The following is an 18,571-nucleotide window of genomic DNA, read 5'->3' on the forward strand; positions in this document are numbered from 1 at the left end:
TCCCCGTTCACGCTGTACCTCCTCTGCCGGAACCTTCGGACCTGACGAGTTCCAGTTCTTCCTTCGTGCCCATCATCCGGATCAGGCCGGCTTCGATCTCCCGCACCTCTGTGCGGAAGTTTTCGGCCGCCTCCTCGGTGGCCACATCGATCACGTGCAGATACAGCGTGGAGGTCGACCGGTCCACGTCAACCACAAAGCTCCCGGGGATCAGCGAGATGGCATGGCCGGTAGCCGTCACCAGCAGGTCTGAACTGCTCCGCAAGTGCACGGCCACTACAGCGTTGCGCAGCTTGGGCCCGCTGGTCACGGCCAGCCAGAGCACTTCGAAGCTCGCCACCGCCACCTTCCACACGAACGTGGTGGCGAAGACGGCTGCAGCCAGTGGATTGAAGCGTCCGCTGAGTTCGACCGGCGGCAGGAAGAACAGGTTCACGATGAGCAGGGCGATCAGCAAACCGAAGATCAGATTGCCGGGGCTGAAATCCTGCCACAGGGAGCCCCAGAGGATGACCAGCCACGCCAGCAGCGGCAGCTCGACCCAAATGGAGGTGCGTGGTTTCCTCATTGGCCGCCCTCCTGCACGGCGCCCTGGCCCAGGACAGCCTCGATGTACGGTGTGCGCTGCAGCATCTGCTGCGCTGCCTGGTCGCTGAGCTGGAACAGGGGTCCGGCGAAGACCGTCAAGGCCACGCCCAGCGCCACCAGCCCCATGGTCGGCCAGACCATGGGCATCGGCAGCAGCTGAACGATGCCCCGCCCGGTGAACCGTCCGTGCGGACGTTCCTCCACATGGCGGGTGGTCCGTACAGCCGATCCGTCCGGCTTGGTAGCCACCAGCACCGGGTCCGGGTGCTCCGCGTCCTCGGGGCGCCGCCAGAACACACGGTTCCAAACCCGTGCCATGGCGAGCAGGGTCAACAGTGACGTGATCATGCTGCCTGCCACCAGGACCCAGGCGACCGGGGTGCCCAGCTCCACGCCGCCTTGCACGAGGCCGATCTTGCCAAGGAAACCGGAGAACGGCGGGATGCCGGCCAGGTTCATGGCCGGCACAAAGAACAGAATGGCCAGCAGCGGCGACAGCTTCGCCATGCCGCCCAGCCGGTCCATGTTCGTGGTGCCGCCGCGGCGCTCGATCAGGCCGGCCACCAGGAACAGGCTGGTCTGGACCGTAATATGGTGCGCCACGTAGTAGACCGCCGCCCCGAGCCCGACCACCGAGGACATGGCCAGGCCGAACACCATGTAGCCGATGTGGCTGACCAGCGTGAAGGAAAGCATCCGCTTGATGTCGATCTGTGCCACGGCGCCCAGGATGCCCACCACCATGGTCAGCACCGCGACCACCATGAGGAAGGTGTTCAACTGGTCCCCCGGGAACAGCAGCGTCTCGGTGCGGATGATGGCATAGACGCCCACCTTGGTCAGCAGGCCGGCAAACACCGCGGTGACCGGAGCCGGCGCCGTCGGATAGGAGTCGGGCAGCCAGAAGGAGAGCGGGAAGACCGCCGCCTTGATGCCGAAGGCGACCAGCAGCATCAGATGCAGCGTCATCTGCGTTGCCGGATCCAGTTCGCCGAGCTTGACTGCCAGATCGGCCATGTTGATGGTCCCGGTCGCCGCATAGATCATCGCGATGGAGACCAGGAACAGGACCGAGGAAATGACGCTGACGACGACGTAGGTCACTCCGGCGCGGATGCGCGGGCTGGTGCCGCCAAGGGTCATCAGCACATAGCTGGCCGTGAGCAGCATTTCGAAGCCGACGTAGAGGTTGAACAGGTCGCCGGTCAGGAACGCGTTGGAAACCCCGGCCACCAGGATGAGGTAGGTCGGGTGGAAGATCGAGACCGGACCTTCCTCGTCACTGTCCGCCATACCCTGGCCCGAGGCATACAAAAGCACCGCCAGGCTGACGGCTGAGGAGACCACCAGCATGAGGGCTGAGAGCTCATCCACCACCAGGGTGATGCCAAAGGGGGGCATCCAGCCGCCGAGGTGCACGGCCTGCGCACCGTTGGTCCATGCCGAGGCCAGCATCACGATCTCCAGTGCCAGAGTTGCCGTGAGCGTGATGCTGCCGGTCCGGCGCTGGGCGTTTGGATGACGGATCAGCACGAACGCCAAGGCAGCGCCCAGCAGCGGCAGGACAACTGCCAGCGGCGCGATCGTTGCGGCGTTCACTGCTCTCTCTCCATCCGGGACTTCGTGGTGGCGGGCATTTCGTCGGCTTCGTCCGGCGAGACGAACTCGGTGGTCTCTGCGGGAATCTCCGCGTCGTCTTCAGCGTCGAAAGACGGCTGGTTGGCCACGCGGCGGTCTTCGATATCGTCCTGGACCTCGTCCTGCCGGCCCAGCACCCAGGAACGGTAAATAATGGCAAGCATGAACGCGGTGACGGCGAAGGAGATCACGATGGAGGTGAGGATCAGGGCCTGCGGCAACGGGTCGCTGTAGGCCTCGGGGGGAGTGTCCATGCCAAAAATCGGCGCGAGTCCCGCTGGCCCTCCCGTGCTGAGCAGCAACAGGTTGGCACCGTTGGTGATCAGCATCAGGCCAAGCATCACGCGGGTCAGGCTGCGTTCGAGGATCAGGTAGACGCCCACGGCGAACAGGACGCCCATCACCAGCAGCAGCGTCAGGTTAACAGTCACTGGGACACCTCCTCCTCGATCGTTGCAGGTACTGTCAGTTCCGCACTCTTGCGGCGGCCGGAGGTACGTTCCTCGGTGCGTTCGTCGATTTCCGCGCCGAAGCTGCGCAGCACGTCCAGGACCAGGCCCACCACCACCAGATAGACGCCGATGTCAAAGATCGTGGAGGTGACGAACTTGTGGTCGCCAAAGACCGGCAGGCTGAACTCGATGATGGCGCTCTGGAATACCTGGCCGCCGAGGAAGATCGGGACCACGGCGGTCAACGCCGCGGCGGCCAGCCCCAGGCCCAGCAGCAGGCCCGCGCTGATGGGGGTAGCCTCCGCCAGTTCAATCCGGCCACCGGCCAGGTAGCGGATGGCCAGCGCGACACCCGCCAGCAGGCCGCCGGCGAATCCGCCGCCGGGCAGGTTGTGGCCGGCCAGCAGCAGGTACACGGAGAAAATCATCATCGAATGGAAGAGCAGCCGGGTGATCACTTCAAAGATGATCGAACGGCGTTCCGGCGCCAGCGTTCGGCCGGCCACCAGCCAGGCATCACGCGGTACGACGGCGAATCTGCGGGCGGTCGCCAAGGCTGCTGCCTCACGGTCCGAATGCGCCACAGTTTCGTAGCCGCGCCCCACCGAACCGCTGGCAACAGCATCGACGGGCTGGGGACGTTTGTCCCCGCGGCCGCGGATGAAAATCAGGCTGGCAACACCGGTCGCCGCCAGCGCCAGCACGGAGATCTCCCCGAACGTGTCCCACGCCCGGAGGTCCACCAGGATGACGTTGACAATGTTCTTGCCGCCGCCGCCCTCGTAGGCCAGCTGCGGCATGGACAGGGACACCGGAGCTGCCGTCCGCGCGGCCATCGCCGTCATGGCGATCACCATCATGGTGAGGCCGAAGGCCGCACCAATGACGGCGCGGAGCAGTTTGAAACGTCCCGGAGTGCGCAGCCACAACCTGGCCGGCAGGGAACGAAGCGCCAGCACGATGGCCACCAGCGAAACCGTTTCCACCAGCATCTGGGTCAGGGCCAGATCGGGAGCTCCCTGGATGGCAAAGATAAAGGCCAGCCCGTAGCCGGTCACCGAAACCATCAGCACCGCCATGAAGCGCTTGTTGGCGCGGATGGCACCCAGCGCGCCTGCCGCCACCATCACTCCGGCAATGGCCTGGGCAGGCGTGTCGAACCATACCAGGCTCTGCGGCAGCGGCGCTTCCATGAGAACGACGGCGCTCAGCGGAGTCACGATCGCCACAATCAGGATCACGCACAGGTAGAAAACCAGCGAGCCTCGCTGGGTGCGGCCCGTGACCCAGATGGCAACCTCGTCGAGCACGCCGAGGATGCCGCGGTAGATTCGGTCCGCTTCGGGAATGAAATGGATCCGGGCTTGGAAGGCGGCAATCGGGGTGCGCAGCAGGAACAGGGCGACGCCGGCCGCGAGGGTGATCACGGTCAGACCCAGGGCCGGGGTCAGTCCGTGCCACAAGGCCAGGTGCGTGGCAACAGTGTCCAGCCGGAAGAGTTCCGAATAGGGCGCCACAGCTGCTTCAACCGGTGCCGGCCACACTCCGAAGAGCACCGTGACCACGGCCAGGACGGCGGGAGCCGCCAAGAAGGCCCAGGGAACAGGCTTGAACTCGATGGCCGCCAAGCCGGGTTTTGCGGCGAACCCGCCCCAGACGAAGCGGGCGCTGTAGGCGAAGGTCAGGATGGATCCGGCCACAACTCCGGCCAGCAGCACGCCCCCGACCCAGCCGGTGACATCCGCTCGGTGGACGAAGGCCTCGTAGACCGATTCTTTGGCAACAAACCCCAGCAGCGGCGGGAGGCCGGCCATGGACGCGGCACCGATTAAGGCGACGACGAACAGTTTGGGTGCTTTGCGGTACAGGTGGGACAGCTCGCGGATATCACGGGTGCCGGACTGGTGGTCAATGATGCCGACCACCAGGAACAGCGTCGCCTTGAAGAAGCCATGGGCCAGCAACAGGCCCAGACCGGCCAGCGCGGCTTCCCGTGAGCCAAGTCCGACCACCAGGGTCAGGAACCCCAGTTGGCTGACCGTGCCGTAGGCCAGGATCAGCTTCAGGTCGTGCTGGCGCAGGGCCTGCCACCCGCCCACCAGCATGGTGAGCAGCCCGAGTCCCAGCACGACGGCGTGCCAGTAATCGGTGCTGGAGAATCCGGGCGACAGCCGGGCCACCAGATAGATGCCGGCCTTCACCATGGCCGCGGCATGCAGATAGGCGCTGACCGGGGTCGGTGCCGCCATGGCCGCCGGGAGCCAGAAGTGGAAAGGCACCAAAGCCGACTTGCTGATGGCCCCGATGAGAACCAGCAGAATCGCGATGTCGATGATCTGGCCGTGCGCCACGAGCGACCCGGCGTTGGCGAGAATCTCCGAGATCCGGTAGGTGCCGGCGGTTTGGCCAATCATCAGCACCCCAACCAGCATGGCCAGACCGCCGAACGTGGTCACCAGCAATGCCTGCAAGGCGGACCGGCGCGCCGACAGACGGTGCCGGGCATAGCCGATCAGCAGGTACGAAAGGATGCTGGTCAGTTCCCAGAAGATGTACATCAGGATCAGGTCATCGGCGGTGACCAAACCGAACATGGCGCCGCTGAAAGCCAACAGCTGGGCGCCGAAAGGACCGATGTCCGGGTCGTCGGCCTTGAAGTAGCGGGCGCAGTAGAACAGCACCAAGGCACCGACACCCAGGATCAGGATGCACAACACCGCCGCAAGGGTGTCCATCCGGAACGCCAGTTCCAGCTGCAGGCCCGGAACCCAGGGAATGACTTCCGACGGCGGCGCGTTCGGGGCGCCGTCCACACCGGTCTGGTCCGTGCCGGTGTAGTTGCCGAAGGTGGCAATCAGCCAGACAAATCCGGCGGCGGGAACGGCAGCCAGAATATAGAACGTTGACCGCCCGAGTCTCCGGAAAATAAAGGGCGCTACGAAGGCCACCGCAAAGAGCAGGGTGAGCACAATCAGCACGGGATACTCCGGAACTTCCTTTTGCTGGGGCAAGGATCAGACGGACGGGGCCATGCGGTCCATTCTACCCATGGCATAGATGCCGCGGACCGCTCCGGCCGACGGCCTCGCCACCCGTTGGAGGGCCTGGAACTGCATGTTGGCCAAAGATTCACGGCGCTCCCGGCGCTTTACCGGGTTCGCGGCCGGCGAAACGGATAGCATCGCGGTATGACTGACTCGGCCGGTGTTCCGGCACTACAAAACGCGGGCGGGGCGGCTGCGGAGCGGTTGAACAAGAAGCATGTCCTGGCGTGGGCTTCGTGGGACTGGGGCTCGGCAGCCTTCAACGCGGTCATGACCACGTTTGTCTTCACCGTCTATCTGACCAGCGATGCGTTCGGAGGCGAGGCTTTCGCCTCCGAAGTCCTCGGCTATGGACTCGCTGTCGCCGGCTTGGCCATCGCCCTGCTGGCGCCGGTGACCGGGCAGCGGTCGGACACCGGGGGGCGCCGCCGGTTCTGGCTGGGGGTCAACAGCGTGGCGGTAGCGGTACTGACCGGTCTGTGCTTCTTCGTTTTCCCCTCCCCTGGCTTCCTCTTCCTGGGCGTGGGACTCATTGCGCTGGCCAACATCTTCTTCGAGTTCGCGAATGTGAACTACTACGCCATGCTCACGCAGATCTCCACGCCGTCGACCATCGGCAAAGTCAGCGGCTTCGGCTGGGCCATGGGTTACGTCGGTGGTGTCGCCGCGCTGGCCCTGGTGCTGGTCGGTTTTGTCCTGCCGGAAACGGGGTGGTTCGGGGCCACTTCCGAGAACGGTTTGAACATCCGTCTGGTGGCGGTGTTCTGCGCCGTATGGTTCATGGCCTTCGCACTGCCCGTGCTGTTCGCTGTCCCGGAGATCCCCCGCCAAGCGGCGGCTGCCTCTCTTGGTTTCTTTGCCTCCTACGGGCTGCTGGTGCGCCGCATCAAGGCAATCTTCACCTCGAGCCCGCACACGATTTTCTTCTTGATCGCCAGCGCTGTTTTTCGGGACGGGCTGGCAGCAGTGTTTACCTTCGGCGGTGTGATAGCCGCCGGTACCTTCGGTTTCGCGCTCAGCCAGGTAATCGTCTTCGCTATCGCCGGAAACGTCGTCGCCGCGATCGGTGCCGTGGCGGGCGGGGTGCTGGACGACCGCGTCGGGCCGAAAAATGTCATCGTCGGAGCCCTGACCGGCTTGATCATCGCCGCCGTTGCTATTTTCATGCTGGGCCCGGCCGACCACGTGTTCTTCGGAAACGTCTGGACCGGCGACACTACCTTCTGGGTCTTTGGTCTGCTGCTGTGCCTGTTCGTCGGTCCGGCCCAATCCTCGTCGCGTGCCTACCTGGCCAGGTTGGCGCCGCGCGGCGAGGAGGGCGAGTTCTTCGGTCTCTACGCCACCACCGGGCGGGCCGTCAGCTTCCTGGCCCCGTCCCTGTTCGCGCTGTCGATCACCGTCTTCGGCGAACAGCGCTACGGAATTCTGGGCATCCTGGTGGTGCTGCTCGCCGGTCTGCTGGCGCTGCTGCCGGTCAAGACCCCGGCACACATCCAGCGCGCCAGCACTCCGGCGGTATGACCAGCCGGCCGGCTGCGCTTGCGCGCACAGCCGGATCAGCGCTCGATGACGGTGCGATGGAAGTTCAGGTAGCTGCGCGAGGCAGTGGGGCCGCGCTGGCCCTGGTAGCGGTTGCCGTAGACGCCGGAACCGTAGGGATGCTCCGCCGGCGAAGACAGCCGGAAAAAACACAGCTGGCCGATCTTGGAGCCGGGCCAGAGCTTGATCGGCAGCGTGGCCATATTGGAGAGCTCCAGCGTGACGTGCCCGGAGAAACCGGGATCAATGAATCCTGCCGTCGAGTGGGTCAGCAGGCCCAGGCGGCCCAGCGAGGACTTGCCCTCCAGCCGGGCGGCGATGTCCTCGGGCAGCGTCACGGTCTCATAGGTGGAGCCGAGCACAAACTCACCTGGATGTAGGATGAACGGCTCCTCCGGATCCACCTCCACCAGGCGGGTGAGCTCGGGCTGGTCCAGCTCCGGGTCGATGTGGGCGTACTTGTGGTTGTCGAAGAGCCGGAAAAACCGGTCAAGCCGCACATCAACGCTTGATGGCTGGATCATGGCCGGCTCAAACGGATCCAGCACAATACGTTGGGAGTCCAGTTCGGCACGAATATCGCGGTCGGAGATCAGCACACTCTAAAAATACACGGGACCAGCCCGCTCCCCCGCCGCATGACGCGGCCCCCGGGAAGCTTCCGCGCCGGGCTCTGTCCCGATCCACGTTCGGGTGCGACCATGGAACCAGAAGGGCCGCTCGCGTCGAGGGACGGTCCTTGGGCCGCTGTCGGCGGGGGAACGAACGGCCTTCGCCGGCAGCTTCTACTGTGCCGGTCCGGCCTTGCCGATCTCCGTCCGGACCGCGTAGAGCTCGGGGAAGAACGAGAGTTCCAGTGCCCGCCGGAGGAAGCCGACGCCGGAGGATCCCCCCGTGCCGCGCTTCATCCCGATGGTCCGTTCCACCGTTTTCAGGTGCCGGAAACGCCACAGCTGGAAATTGTCCTCCAGATCCACCAGTTCTTCGCAGGCTTCGTAGACGTCCCAGTTCTCCCGGGCGTTCTCATAGACGGCCTTGAAAGTCCCCACCAGTTCGGGGTTGAACACGTGTGCCTCGGTCACGTCCCGGTTCAGCAATTCCGCGGGAACCTGGTGACCGTGCCGGTAGAGATAGGCCAGGAATTCGTCGTACACGCTGCTCTGTTCCAGCAGTTCGGAGAGCATGGCCTGCGCTGTCGCGTCGTCGGCGAAGACGCTCAGCATGCCCTTGTTCTTGTTGCCGAGCAGGAACTCCACGGCCCGGTACTGGTAGGACTGGAAGCCCGACGACGAACCCAGCGCACCGCGGAACTCCGCGTATTCGGACGGCGTCAGGGTGGCCAGCACCGACCACTGCTCGGTCAGCGAGCGCTGGATGTGCTTGATCCGGGCGATGCCTTTCATGGCGAACCGCAAGTCGTCCTCGCGCAGCTTCTGGCGCACGGTACGCAGCTCATGCAGCACCAGCTTCAACCACAGCTCGGACGTCTGGTGCTGGATGATGAACAGCAGCTCGTCGTGGTGCACCGGATAGCTGACCGGGTGCTGGGCGGAGAGCACCTGGTCCAAGGACAGGTAGGACCCATAGCTCATCTTGTCGGAAAAATCGGTCTCGATATCGTCCTCGAGACGTCGCGTGTTCTTGTCTACGGTCATGGCGGCTTCCGTCTTTTCCCCTGCCTCGTTGCAGGCCTGCTACCAGCCTACGGCGCGGACGCTGTGAATGCGCGGCTGCCGCCCCGAACCGGTTAGCTGCGTACCGATGCGTCCCAGCGCCACTTCTGCCCCCGGGTTTCGGGCGTCCTGCCGCTGGCCTTCAGGAGATCACTCCACGGGTCCTCCGTGCGCTCCGCGGCCGGGAAAATGCGGTCCAGCACCCGTTCGATGACAGCCCCGTCCGGGCGGTAGTCGTCCCCCTGGACGGCCAGAATGTCGAAACCATGAAGCACGGCTTCGGTGATGCCCATGGCTGCGAAACCGGAGGCGTCGGAGATTCCGGCCGGGTGGTAGCCGCGGTGGGTTTCCGGCGCGGTCGCCGTCACCGCGTACAGCAGTCCGGCCGCAGCGTCGAAACAACTCACGATGCCGGCGGTTCCCGCGTCAGGGTCCGGCCACAACAGAATCTCCGGCCCTCTCGGCCGCCATGGGGGTGGGTCCAGCAGCACCACGTAGCCGTCCTGCGGTGGGGTCCGGCCCGACAACTGCATGGCATAGAAAGCAAAGTCATCCATGACGTGAGCGGCCGTCTCCCGGCAGCTCCATTCCAGTTCCAGGGCGGGCTTGTCCCAGGCATGGTCCCGCAGTTCCGCGAAGCGGCCGGCCAGGTCGTCTGTGATGGTGCGGAAATCCTCCGCCGTGGGTTTCATCCGACGATCCTCCCTCAGACCTCGCACCGGCGCCAGCCCTCACCCGCTACATTAGTGCCCGCGGATCCCTCACGGTGTCAACGCACGCGGCGCTCGCCGGCTTCCACTGCGGCGGCAATGGCATTGCCCGGCACCGGCATCGGGCAGGTGCCGAAATCGGTGAAGGCACTGGGGAAATTCGTGGCGCGGTTGAAATCGATGAACACGGTTCCGTCCGGGGCGGGGCGGCGGGTCACGACGGAACGCCAGCCGGCGGTGCTGTCTCCGTTGGTTGCGTCGTGGAAGTTCAGGGACAAGGCACCCAGTTTCTCTGGTTCGGCCACCAGCGTGTGGACGGCGCCGCCGAGCTCGAAGGTCACCGAGCCAACGGCGGTCATGGCGCCGGACACGTCCGGATGGGAGGTGGCTCTCTGCATCGTCAGTGGTTCCGGATACGCTTCGAAGCGGCCGGCCACCACCAGATCCGGGTTGTAGTCGAAGACCGGAACGCCCTCGAAGCCTGCGCGAACCGGCGCGTCATTGTCCCGGGTCCGGACCGCGTAGCGATCGCCCCGGGCGGCCAGTTCGACGGCGACGCTACCGCGGCGTACCCAGAGCAGCGATTCCTCATTGCCCAGGGTGGCTGTGAAGGTGCCGATCGCCGGTCCGCCCCCGTCCACGAAGTACAAGCCGTCGTCGGCCGTTGCCGTCAGCGTTGCATGCCCGCCGGCGGACGCCGGGCCGGTGGCACTCCACAGTCCCGTGATCTTGTCCAGCCGCCCGGGTCCGGCAGGCAACCACTGGAGCGAGGTGAGCGTGAGCCAGCCGTGTTCGGCTGCCAACGCCTGGTTCCGGTTGTCCCGGAACCGGAGCCAACTGTCACGGCGCCGGGTTTCATCCGCGCGCATTGCCATGCCGTCCTTCCCTCGTGCCCCGCCCGGCATTCGCCTGACGGTATGCGGCACAACGCGCCGTCTGCCGGGCGATATTCCCTCCGGCAGGCGTTTCCGGAGGTTCCCGGACCATGGCGCATTTGCTTGCGAAAGCATACGCTCTACTTCTACAAGGCTGCGTGGCACGTTAACGCAACAGAAGCCGGGCGGCCAGTTCGTCTACCAGAACGGGAGACTCGTGCCGATGCCCAGAGACGGAAAACGGCGGCGCCACCAGCGCGGCAGGGCGCAAACCGGGGCCGCGATGGTTCTTGCCCTGTGTGCGACGCTGCTGGCCGGCTGCGGTTCCGATGACGGAATTCCCACCCTGACGTGGTACATAAATCCCGACGACGGCGGCCAAGCGGCCCTCGCCCAAAAGTGCACTGATGAGGCTGGCGGGAAGTACAGGATTGAAACGTCGCTGCTGCCTAATGAGGCGGCCTCGCAGCGTGAGCAGTTGGCCCGGCGCCTGGCGGCCAGTGACTCTTCGCTGGACATCATGAGCCTGGACCCGCCGTTTATCCCCGAGCTCGCCGAACCTGGATTCCTGGCTCCGGTTCCGGAGGACGTCGCGCAGCGCGTCACGCAGAACGTGGTGGAAGGCGCACTCACCGGGGCGAAATGGAAGGACCGGTTGGTCGCCGTCCCGTTCTGGGCCAACACACAGCTGCTCTGGTACCGGAAATCCGTGGCCAAGGCGGCCGGGCTGGACATGACCAAGCCGGTCACGTGGCAGCAGCTGATTGAGGCCGCTCAGAAGGAGAAAAAGTTTCTGGGCGTCCAAGGCCAGCGCGGCGAGTCCATGACGGTTTGGCTGAACGCCCTGGTCGAATCCGCCGGAGGCAAGATCCTGGAAAACCCCGAGGCCGACGCTGACCAGATCAAACTCGGCCTTGCCAGCAAGGCCGGCTTGGAAGCCGCCCAGGTGATTTCCACCATCGGCAAGGAGGGATTGGGCGGGCCCGGCCTGCCTACGCAGGACGAGAACAACTCGATGATCCTCTTCCAGGGCGACGAGGGCTCGTTCATGGTCAATTGGCCGTTTGTCTGGCCGGCGACCAACACGGCGGTGAAAGACGGCACGTTAAGTGCTTCGCTGCCCGAGGACATCGGCTGGACTCTCTATCCGCGGGTCAACCCCGGCGAGCCTGCCGCACCGCCGCTGGGCGGGATTAATCTGGGTGTGGGAGCCGCCAGCAAGCACCCGGATCTTGCCTACAAGGCCATTGAGTGCATCGTCACCCCGAAGAACCAGGCCGAGTACTTCGTCACCAATGGCAATCCGCCCTCGAATACCGAGGCCTACAAGGACCCGAGGATTAAGGAATCCTTCCCGATGGCGGACACCATCCGCGAATCGCTGGAGCTCTCGGCACCGCGTCCGCAGACCGTGTTCTACAACGAAGTTTCCACCAGCCTGCAGCAGAACTTCGCTCCGCCGTCCCAGGTGGATCCGGCCACGACACCGGAGCAGACCTCGCAGTTCATCGTTTCCGTTCTACGGGGGGAGAGCCTGCTGTGAGCACCGCGACTGAAACGCCAACGCTTCCGAACGGCAGGGAGAGCCGCACCGGCCGCCGCCGCGCGGTCCAGCAGTACAGCGAGCGCGCCAAAGCCGAACGACGGCTCGGCTGGATGCTGGCCGGACCGGCCTTCGTCATCATGTTGGCCGTCACGGCCTACCCGATCCTGCAGGCACTGTTCGACTCGCTCTTCAGCTACCGGCTCACCGCGCCCGACCAGCGCAAGTTCATCGGGCTGGGCAACTACGGCGTAGTCCTCACGGACATGGTGTGGTGGCGGGATCTCGGAGTCACGCTGCTGATCACGGTCGTGACCGTCGTCGTCGAACTCATCCTGGGGTTCGCGCTGGCTCTGGTGATGCACAAAGCGCTCAAGTCGGTGCGGGGCTGGCTGCGTACCGCCATCCTGGTTCCCTACGGCATCATCACCGTCGTCTCCGCGTTTGCCTGGTTCTATATGTTCGACATCAACTCCGGGTTCGTGAACCACTGGTTCAGCTGGCTGCCCGGAATAGACCCGGATTTGAACTGGTTTGCCGGCACGTGGACCTCGCTGGCGGTGATCATGGCCAGTGAAATCTGGAAGACCACGCCGTTCATTTCGCTGCTCCTGCTGGCCGGTTTGGCCCAGGTCCCCGACGAACTCACGGAAGCGGCCGAGGTGGACGGCGCCAGCTGGTGGCAGCGGATGCGCCGGGTGATCCTTCCGAACATGAAGGCCGCGATCATGGTCGCCGTGCTCTTCCGGGCGCTGGATGCGTTCCGCATCTTCGACAATGTCTTCATCATGACCAACGGTGCGTTTAACACCGAAGTGCTCTCGCTGCTGGCCTATCGCACGTCCATCGGGCGTCTGGAGATCGGACTCGGCTCGGCGGTGTCCGTGCTTTTGTTTGTCTGCGTGCTGTTGATTTGTTTCATTGCCGTCAAGTTGTTCAAAGTCGACCTGGCCGGCCAGAGAGGAGACAAGTGATGAAAGCGTCGCGCACCAAGGAGCGGGTTGCCTGGACCATCATCTCCGTGCTGGTGGTCCTTTACGCGCTGTTTCCGGTGGCTTCCATCCTGGCCACGTCGTTCAAGCTGCCCAGTGACCTGACCTCCGGGCAGTTCCTGCCCAGCACCTGGACGGGCAGCAACTACGAGCAGATCCTGGTCGGATCGGCGCAGGAACTGTTCCTGAGTTCCCTGCGCAACTCCATTGGCATCGCACTCATCGCGACGTTTATCGCCGTCGTCCTGGCCACGCTGTGCGCCTACGCCATCGCCCGGCTCGATTTCCCCGGCAAGAGGGTCATTCTGACCACCGCCCTGGCGGTCTCCATCTTCCCGGTAATTTCGATCGTCACACCCCTCTTCAACGTTTGGCGCACCATCGGGCTGTACGACACCTGGCCCGGTTTGATCATCCCCTACCTCTCGCTGACCCTGCCCATTTCCATCTGGACCCTGGCTGCGTTCTTCCGGCAGATCCCGTGGGAACTGGAGCAGGCAGCGCAGGTTGACGGGGCCACCACCTGGCAGGCGTTCCGCAAAGCCATCGTGCCGCTGGCAGCACCGGGGGTGTTTACGACGGCGATCATCGCCTTCTTCATCGCGTGGAACGACTTCGTCTACGGCATCTCGCTGACCTCCACCGAGGCTGCACGGCCTGTTCCTGCGGCGCTTGCCTTCTTCACTGGCGCCTCCCAGTTCGAGTCCCCCGTCGGCGCGATCTCCGCGGCGGCCATTATCGTCACCATTCCCGTTGTGCTGCTGGTCCTGCTGTTCCAGCGCCAAATCGTCTCCGGCCTGACCCAAGGCGCCGTCAAGGGCTGAGCCCGCGGCAGGAAAGGATTTCCCATGGCATCCATTACGTTGCAGAACCTCGTCAAAGAGTACGGGGACGGATTTCCCGCCGTCAACGATGTCAGCATCGACATCGCCGACGGCGAGTTCATTATCCTGGTGGGCCCCTCCGGCTGCGGCAAGTCAACGCTGCTGCGGATGATCGTCGGGCTCGAGGACATCACGTCCGGGGACCTGTTGATCGACGGCGAGCGCGTCAATGAGAAAGCACCCCGGGACCGCAACCTAGCCATGGTGTTCCAGAATTATGCCCTCTACCCGCACCTGACGGTGTTCGAAAACATCGCCTTCCCGCTGCGCCTGGCGAAAGGGAAGTTCAGCGACGACGATATCCGCAGGCGCGTCACCGACGCCGCGAAGACCTTGGAGCTGACCGACCATTTGGAACGCAAACCGGGGAACCTGTCCGGCGGCCAGCGCCAGCGTGTGGCCATGGGACGGGCGATCGTGCGCCAGGCCGACGCCTTTCTGTTCGACGAGCCCTTGTCCAATCTGGACGCTAAGCTGCGCGGCCAGATGCGCTCGGAAATCTCGCAGATGCAGCGTCGCCTCGGCGTCACCAGTGTCTATGTCACCCACGACCAGACAGAAGCGATGACCTTGGGCGACCGGGTGGCCGTGCTGAAGAAGGGGGTGCTGCAACAGATTGCTTCCCCGCGCGAACTGTACGAACAGCCCGCCAACCTGTTCGTGGCCGGTTTCATCGGATCGCCCTCGATGAACTTCCTGCCGGCCACCTTGGAGGGCGGCGTCCTGAGGACGCCGATCGGGAACATCCCGGTGGCCGCGGACAGGGCCAGGGCAGCCGAAGGCAGACGGGTGGTGCTGGCCGGACTGCGGCCGGAGTTCTTTGAGGATGCTTCGCTCGTGGAAGAGCACAAAAAGGACCTGGGGTCCACGTTCATGGCTGAACTGACACACACCGAGTGGCTGGGCAACGAGCAGTACGGCTACATCAACTTCGACCCGGATCCTGAGGTCCGTGAGCTGCTGAATTCGCTGGCCGCTGACATGGACGCTGACGAGTTGCGGCCCCAGATTGTGGTCACCCTCGACGCAGCCAGCAGAATCCGCGGCGGCGGGCGCTCCGCGGAGCTCTGGCTGGATACCCGAAAGATGCACCTGTTCGATCCGGAAACCGGTGAAAACCTCACCCGTGATGCCGTGGCCGGTGCTGCGCTGACCGAGGAGGCCAACCGGGCCCGGGCGGAGGAAATCGCCGAAGCCCGCGAGCGCGAAACCTCCACGGCCGGCCAGCCCGCCTGAATTCCGGCTCGTCGCCGACCTGGGGTAAACTCGGTTTCGTTGTTTGATTGGATCCGCCCACGGCGGGTCTTGTGCGGGCGTAGCTCAATGGTAGAGCGCTAGCTTCCCAAGCTCGATACGCGGGTTCGATTCCCGTCGCCCGCTCCATCAACACTGTGCACCCCGGCCCTCGGACCGGGGTGCCTTTGTGTGTCCTGCGCCTGCGGCGTGCTACTCGCCGTCGTCAGGTTCGAAGCCCGCACGGTCTACCGCACGGTGGTAGCGCATGCCCGCCGCGCCGCCCAGAAGCGACCCGGCCAAGCTCGCCGCCAGCATGAGTGCCAGCGCGATCAGTCCCGGCAACACCAGCTGCTCGACGGGGCGTTCTACGACGGGGACGGGCGCCGGTCCCGTCAGTACCCGGAGTCCGCCCGCGGCCAGCCCAACCACCCCGGCGATGACCGTCATGACGATGCCCCAAAACCAGACTGCGAAGCCCTGCCGGACGCCGTCGAAGCGGGCCATTCGTCCCGCCACGTAGCCGCCGCAAAAATAGGCGACGAGGACCAGTGCGGCCAGAGCCGCCCCCGCTGTCACAGCGGCGGGTGTGCTGCCGCTTGAGATGCCGTCCATCCAGCCGCGAATCCGGGCATCCGTGTCCACCCGGAATGCTGCGGCAGCACCGGCGAGAATGGCCGTGAGCAAGACGATGGACGCAGCTGCGGTCAGCCAGCCGAAAAACGCCGAACCAAGCCTCACCCCGCCATAGGCACTGTGTTGCCGGAGATAGACCGATTCCCGGTCAGGGACGGCTTCGGGTCGGTAGGCGCTGGTGTCCTGGTAATACCGCTCGGCGGTGAAGGCGTCATCGGGTTCCCCACGGCCGATGGCGTCCGGGTCCATGCTCTCCGCGGTGACAGGGCGGTCGAATGCGGCGGTCTCTTGCTGGTCCACGGGCAGGTTCTCCCGGGGCGCTACCGGCAGCGCCTGCGTGGGCGCCGGTCCTGCCTGTGCGGCGGGCGGCCCGGCATCCGCTTGGTCTCTCGAAACCAGTCCTTCGCCTCCCGGCCAGGCGCCGCCGACGTCGCCCCGGTCTCTGCCGATTTCCGAACCCATCACATGCCTCCTGCTTTGAGGATCACACCGGCAGGCTGTCGCACCCTGATGGCTCCACCCTAGACCCGGCATTACCGGCAGGCCAGATGAGGGGCCGTTTCACCGGTGGCGGGCGGGAGACTAAACTGGTAGGCGATGATGCGCAAAATGTTCAAGTCCAAGATCCACCGTGCAACTGTCACGCACGCGGATCTGCACTATGTCGGGTCCGTGACCGTGGACCTCGACCTGCTGGACGCTGCCGACATCCTCCCCGGCGAACTGGTATCCATAGTGGACGTCACCAACGGCGCCCGTCTGGAGACCTACACCATCGCCGGTGAACGCGGCTCAGGCGTGATCGGCATCAACGGTGCCGCCGCCCATCTGATGCATGAGGGCGATCTGGTCATCCTTATCACCTACGCCGACATGACCGACGCGGAAGCCCGGTCCTTCGTTCCGTCGGTGGTGCATGTGGATGCCCACAACAAGATCGTTGAACTCGGTTCCGATCCGGCAGAGTCCGTGGACGAAGGGCTGATGCGCCCGCCGTTCGCGGTGGCGTAGGCGCTCCCGCTTCCCAGCCGGCCGGCCGTTCAGAGCCGGTGGAACTGCCGGTGCAGTTCGCGGACCTGGTCCTCCAGTTCGGCGGACGGCCCGCCGACGGCGACCCCCGGCGCCACCGTCTGGATCGGCAACGGGGCCACAGGCGCCGGTTCAACGCCCCACTCCGCCAGCCACCGGCTCAGCTGTTCCGATGACACGGCGTAGATGATCCGTCCCAGGCCCACCCAAGCGTGCGCTGCCGAACACATCGCGCAGTGCTCGCCCGAAGTGTAGACAGTTGCCGCGAGGCGTTCCCCGGGCGGAAGGTTTTTGGCCGCCCAGCGGGCGATGGCGAATTCCGGGTGCCGGGTCTGGTCCCCGTCCTTGACCCGGTTGCGATCCTCGAACGCCACGTTGCCGTTGGCGTCGACCAGGACCGAGCCGAACGGCTCATCGCCATCGTCCAATGCTTCACGGGCAAGTTCCACGCAGCGCCGCAGATGCATCAGGTCCTCCGCTGCCATCTCCATGAGCCGATTATGGCAGAGAGCCCTGCAGGATTTGGCGCTGCACACCGCCCGGTTGCCGGACGTGGACCCGGGCGCGGGCTGGCCGGGGACCCGGGGGCCGGCGCCGGCGCCGGCTCTGGCAGTGCCGCACCGGTGTCGCCTCAGGCTGTGATCGCTGTAACGGAGGCCATGCCGATCCGGGCAACCGCCCTGCCAGCAGGTAACGTAGGGCTGGTGGGAAATTCGACAGTGCTTAGGACCGTGGCCAGGTGGCTGTTGTGTCTGATGCTTGCCGTGGCCGCTGCTGCCCTGACCATTGTCCTGGTCAACGCCTTCGTGTTCAGCCCGCAGCACCAAGTGAAGGCGTACTTCAATGCGCTCGAAGACGGCGACGGCGGCGCAGCGCTCGGTTTGCTCCACGCAACCGTACCCGACGCCAACGCCGCCATGCTGGACGGCGCCGCGCTCAAGGCCTCGGTAGCGGACATCGAAAACCTGGAACTCGGGGATCCGGTTGCGGCGGGCGACAACAAGGTGGACCTGCCGGTCCATTACACGGTCGGCGGCGAGGCACACACCTCGATGTTCACCTTGGAAAAGACGGGCACCACGTGGCTCTTTTTCAACCAGTGGTCCTTCGTACCCACCACGCTTCCCACCATCAGCGTGGACGTCATCAATGAGAACGAAGCCTCACTCAACGGCGAACGGGTGGCCCTGCCGGAGGGCAAAAATTCCTTCGCCGTCTTTTACCCCGGCGCCTTCGAAGCCCACTACGCCAGCGACTACTTTGCTGCCCCGGTTGTCGAGTCCGTACTGACCGGCCCGGAGAACGCACAGGACGCCCGGCTCTCGCTGGCAACAGCCGCCACACCCAAACTCTTGAAGGACCTGGGCGGCCAGGTCAACGCGTTCCTCGACTCCTGCGCCGAGCAGCGCGTGCTGCAGCCCTCCGGTTGCCCCTTCAGTGCCGCGATGGACCGGGTGCAGGACAATACCATCGACTGGTCCATTGTGAAGTATCCCGAGGTCAAAGTGGAGCCGTTCAAGGGCAGCTGGGTGCTGAGCCCGCTGACCGGCGTTGCCAAACTGCAGGTTGTGGAGATCGACCTGTTCACCGGGGCCTCGGTTCAACGCGAAATCGAGCAGGAGTTCGGCTTCACCGGGAGGCTGTCCGTCAACGACGGAAACGTGACGCTGACCCCCGTGGTGGAGTACTAGCGTTCCTGCCTTAAGCCTTAAACGGCGGAGGCGGACAGGTTGCC

General features: G+C 64.9%; 17 protein-coding genes and 1 tRNA gene. 8 read left to right on the forward strand and 10 right to left on the reverse strand.

Annotation, left to right across the window (positions count from 1 at the left end):
- Window positions 1-7 precede the first annotated feature (7 nt).
- From AC5RWT_RS18120 to AC5RWT_RS18135, 4 genes are read right to left on the reverse strand one after another with little or no spacing between them, the layout of a single operon-like run.
- Window positions 8-568 carry a Na+/H+ antiporter subunit E gene (locus AC5RWT_RS18120; RefSeq protein WP_494081372.1) on the reverse strand — a complete coding sequence of 187 codons (561 nt, stop codon included), beginning with the start codon at window positions 566-568 and terminating at the stop codon, window positions 8-10.
- Complete coding sequence (locus AC5RWT_RS18125; RefSeq protein ID WP_494081373.1) at window positions 565-2,187, reverse strand: Na+/H+ antiporter subunit D; 1,623 nt, start codon at window positions 2,185-2,187, stop codon at window positions 565-567. The genes AC5RWT_RS18120 and AC5RWT_RS18125 overlap by 4 nt, the downstream gene beginning before the upstream one ends.
- Window positions 2,184-2,657, reverse strand: coding sequence for a Na(+)/H(+) antiporter subunit C (locus tag AC5RWT_RS18130; protein ID WP_494081374.1), 474 nt, complete (start codon window positions 2,655-2,657; stop codon window positions 2,184-2,186). The genes AC5RWT_RS18125 and AC5RWT_RS18130 overlap by 4 nt, the downstream gene beginning before the upstream one ends.
- The gene (locus AC5RWT_RS18135; RefSeq protein ID WP_494081375.1) at window positions 2,654-5,656 is read right to left on the reverse strand and encodes a Na+/H+ antiporter subunit A; all 3,003 of its coding nucleotides are present in this window, start codon (window positions 5,654-5,656) and stop codon (window positions 2,654-2,656) included. Before AC5RWT_RS18135 ends, AC5RWT_RS18130 begins: the two co-directional genes overlap by 4 nt.
- Window positions 5,657-5,866: 210 nt before the next feature.
- Here AC5RWT_RS18135 and AC5RWT_RS18140 point away from each other — a divergent pair, with 210 nt between their 5' ends.
- The gene (locus AC5RWT_RS18140) at window positions 5,867-7,243 is read left to right on the forward strand and encodes an MFS transporter (protein WP_494081376.1); all 1,377 of its coding nucleotides are present in this window, start codon (window positions 5,867-5,869) and stop codon (window positions 7,241-7,243) included.
- 35 nt (window positions 7,244-7,278) lie between these two features.
- On the opposite strand, the gene dcd is transcribed toward AC5RWT_RS18140, so the two are convergent.
- The 4 genes from dcd to AC5RWT_RS18160 form a co-directional block, all read right to left on the reverse strand.
- On the reverse strand, window positions 7,279-7,860 hold the full coding sequence (gene dcd, locus AC5RWT_RS18145; protein ID WP_493966784.1) for a dCTP deaminase: 582 nt from the start codon (window positions 7,858-7,860) through the stop codon (window positions 7,279-7,281).
- 186 nt (window positions 7,861-8,046) lie between these two features.
- Entirely contained in the window at window positions 8,047-8,916 is an 870-nt protein-coding gene (locus AC5RWT_RS18150) for a tryptophan 2,3-dioxygenase (protein ID WP_494081377.1), read from the reverse strand.
- A 92-nt stretch (window positions 8,917-9,008) separates the two neighbouring features.
- A complete protein-coding gene (locus tag AC5RWT_RS18155; protein WP_494081378.1) occupies window positions 9,009-9,626 on the reverse strand; it encodes a DinB family protein in 618 nt (205 codons plus the stop codon).
- Window positions 9,627-9,703: 77 nt separating this feature from the next.
- A complete protein-coding gene (locus tag AC5RWT_RS18160; protein WP_494081379.1) occupies window positions 9,704-10,519 on the reverse strand; it encodes a DUF1684 domain-containing protein in 816 nt (271 codons plus the stop codon).
- A gap of 223 nt (window positions 10,520-10,742) precedes the next feature.
- On the opposite strand from AC5RWT_RS18160, the gene AC5RWT_RS18165 reads away from it, so the two are divergent.
- The 5 genes from AC5RWT_RS18165 (at window position 10,743) to AC5RWT_RS18185 (ending at window position 15,321) form a co-directional block, all read left to right on the forward strand.
- Entirely contained in the window at window positions 10,743-12,062 is a 1,320-nt protein-coding gene (locus AC5RWT_RS18165; protein ID WP_494081380.1) for a sugar ABC transporter substrate-binding protein, read from the forward strand.
- Window positions 12,059-13,036, forward strand: a complete 978-nt coding sequence (locus AC5RWT_RS18170; protein ID WP_494081381.1) for a carbohydrate ABC transporter permease — start codon at window positions 12,059-12,061, stop codon at window positions 13,034-13,036. The genes AC5RWT_RS18165 and AC5RWT_RS18170 overlap by 4 nt, the downstream gene beginning before the upstream one ends.
- Window positions 13,036-13,878 carry a carbohydrate ABC transporter permease gene (locus AC5RWT_RS18175; RefSeq protein WP_494081382.1) on the forward strand — a complete coding sequence of 281 codons (843 nt, stop codon included), beginning with the start codon at window positions 13,036-13,038 and terminating at the stop codon, window positions 13,876-13,878. The genes AC5RWT_RS18170 and AC5RWT_RS18175 overlap by 1 nt, the downstream gene beginning before the upstream one ends.
- 24 nt (window positions 13,879-13,902) lie before the next feature.
- Entirely contained in the window at window positions 13,903-15,174 is a 1,272-nt protein-coding gene (locus AC5RWT_RS18180; protein WP_494081383.1) for an ABC transporter ATP-binding protein, read from the forward strand.
- A gap of 73 nt (window positions 15,175-15,247) precedes the next feature.
- A tRNA-Gly gene (locus AC5RWT_RS18185) sits at window positions 15,248-15,321 on the forward strand.
- Between the two features lie 63 nt (window positions 15,322-15,384).
- On the opposite strand, the gene AC5RWT_RS18190 is transcribed toward AC5RWT_RS18185, so the two are convergent.
- Entirely contained in the window at window positions 15,385-16,269 is an 885-nt protein-coding gene (locus AC5RWT_RS18190) for a hypothetical protein (RefSeq protein WP_494081384.1), read from the reverse strand.
- A 135-nt stretch (window positions 16,270-16,404) separates the two neighbouring features.
- Here AC5RWT_RS18190 and panD point away from each other — a divergent pair, with 135 nt between their 5' ends.
- Complete coding sequence (gene panD / locus AC5RWT_RS18195; protein WP_494081385.1) at window positions 16,405-16,818, forward strand: aspartate 1-decarboxylase; 414 nt, start codon at window positions 16,405-16,407, stop codon at window positions 16,816-16,818.
- 29 nt (window positions 16,819-16,847) lie between these two features.
- Here the strand turns inward: panD and AC5RWT_RS18200 are convergent, their stop codons facing one another.
- Window positions 16,848-17,327 carry a nucleoside deaminase gene (locus AC5RWT_RS18200; RefSeq protein ID WP_494081386.1) on the reverse strand — a complete coding sequence of 160 codons (480 nt, stop codon included), beginning with the start codon at window positions 17,325-17,327 and terminating at the stop codon, window positions 16,848-16,850.
- 213 nt (window positions 17,328-17,540) lie between these two features.
- Between AC5RWT_RS18200 and AC5RWT_RS18205 the strand changes: the two genes are divergently transcribed.
- The gene (locus AC5RWT_RS18205; RefSeq protein ID WP_494081387.1) at window positions 17,541-18,527 is read left to right on the forward strand and encodes a hypothetical protein; all 987 of its coding nucleotides are present in this window, start codon (window positions 17,541-17,543) and stop codon (window positions 18,525-18,527) included.
- The last annotated feature ends 44 nt before the right edge of the window (window positions 18,528-18,571 follow it).

The organism is Arthrobacter sp. Dra40 (assembly GCF_059091905.1).

Coding starts and splice junctions, on each gene's coding strand:
- AC5RWT_RS18120 (WP_494081372.1), bottom strand. CDS start 568: ATGAGGAAACCACGCACCTCCATTTGGGTCGAGCTGCCGCTGCTGGCG.
- AC5RWT_RS18140 (WP_494081376.1), top strand. CDS start 5,867: ATGACTGACTCGGCCGGTGTTCCGGCACTACAAAACGCGGGCGGGGCG.
- AC5RWT_RS18150 (WP_494081377.1), bottom strand. CDS start 8,916: ATGACCGTAGACAAGAACACGCGACGTCTCGAGGACGATATCGAGACC.
- AC5RWT_RS18155 (WP_494081378.1), bottom strand. CDS start 9,626: ATGAAACCCACGGCGGAGGATTTCCGCACCATCACAGACGACCTGGCC.
- AC5RWT_RS18160 (WP_494081379.1), bottom strand. CDS start 10,519: ATGGCAATGCGCGCGGATGAAACCCGGCGCCGTGACAGTTGGCTCCGG.
- AC5RWT_RS18165 (WP_494081380.1), top strand. CDS start 10,743: ATGCCCAGAGACGGAAAACGGCGGCGCCACCAGCGCGGCAGGGCGCAA.
- AC5RWT_RS18175 (WP_494081382.1), top strand. CDS start 13,036: ATGAAAGCGTCGCGCACCAAGGAGCGGGTTGCCTGGACCATCATCTCC.
- AC5RWT_RS18180 (WP_494081383.1), top strand. CDS start 13,903: ATGGCATCCATTACGTTGCAGAACCTCGTCAAAGAGTACGGGGACGGA.
- AC5RWT_RS18190 (WP_494081384.1), bottom strand. CDS start 16,269: ATGGGTTCGGAAATCGGCAGAGACCGGGGCGACGTCGGCGGCGCCTGG.
- panD (WP_494081385.1), top strand. CDS start 16,405: ATGATGCGCAAAATGTTCAAGTCCAAGATCCACCGTGCAACTGTCACG.
- AC5RWT_RS18200 (WP_494081386.1), bottom strand. CDS start 17,327: ATGGAGATGGCAGCGGAGGACCTGATGCATCTGCGGCGCTGCGTGGAA.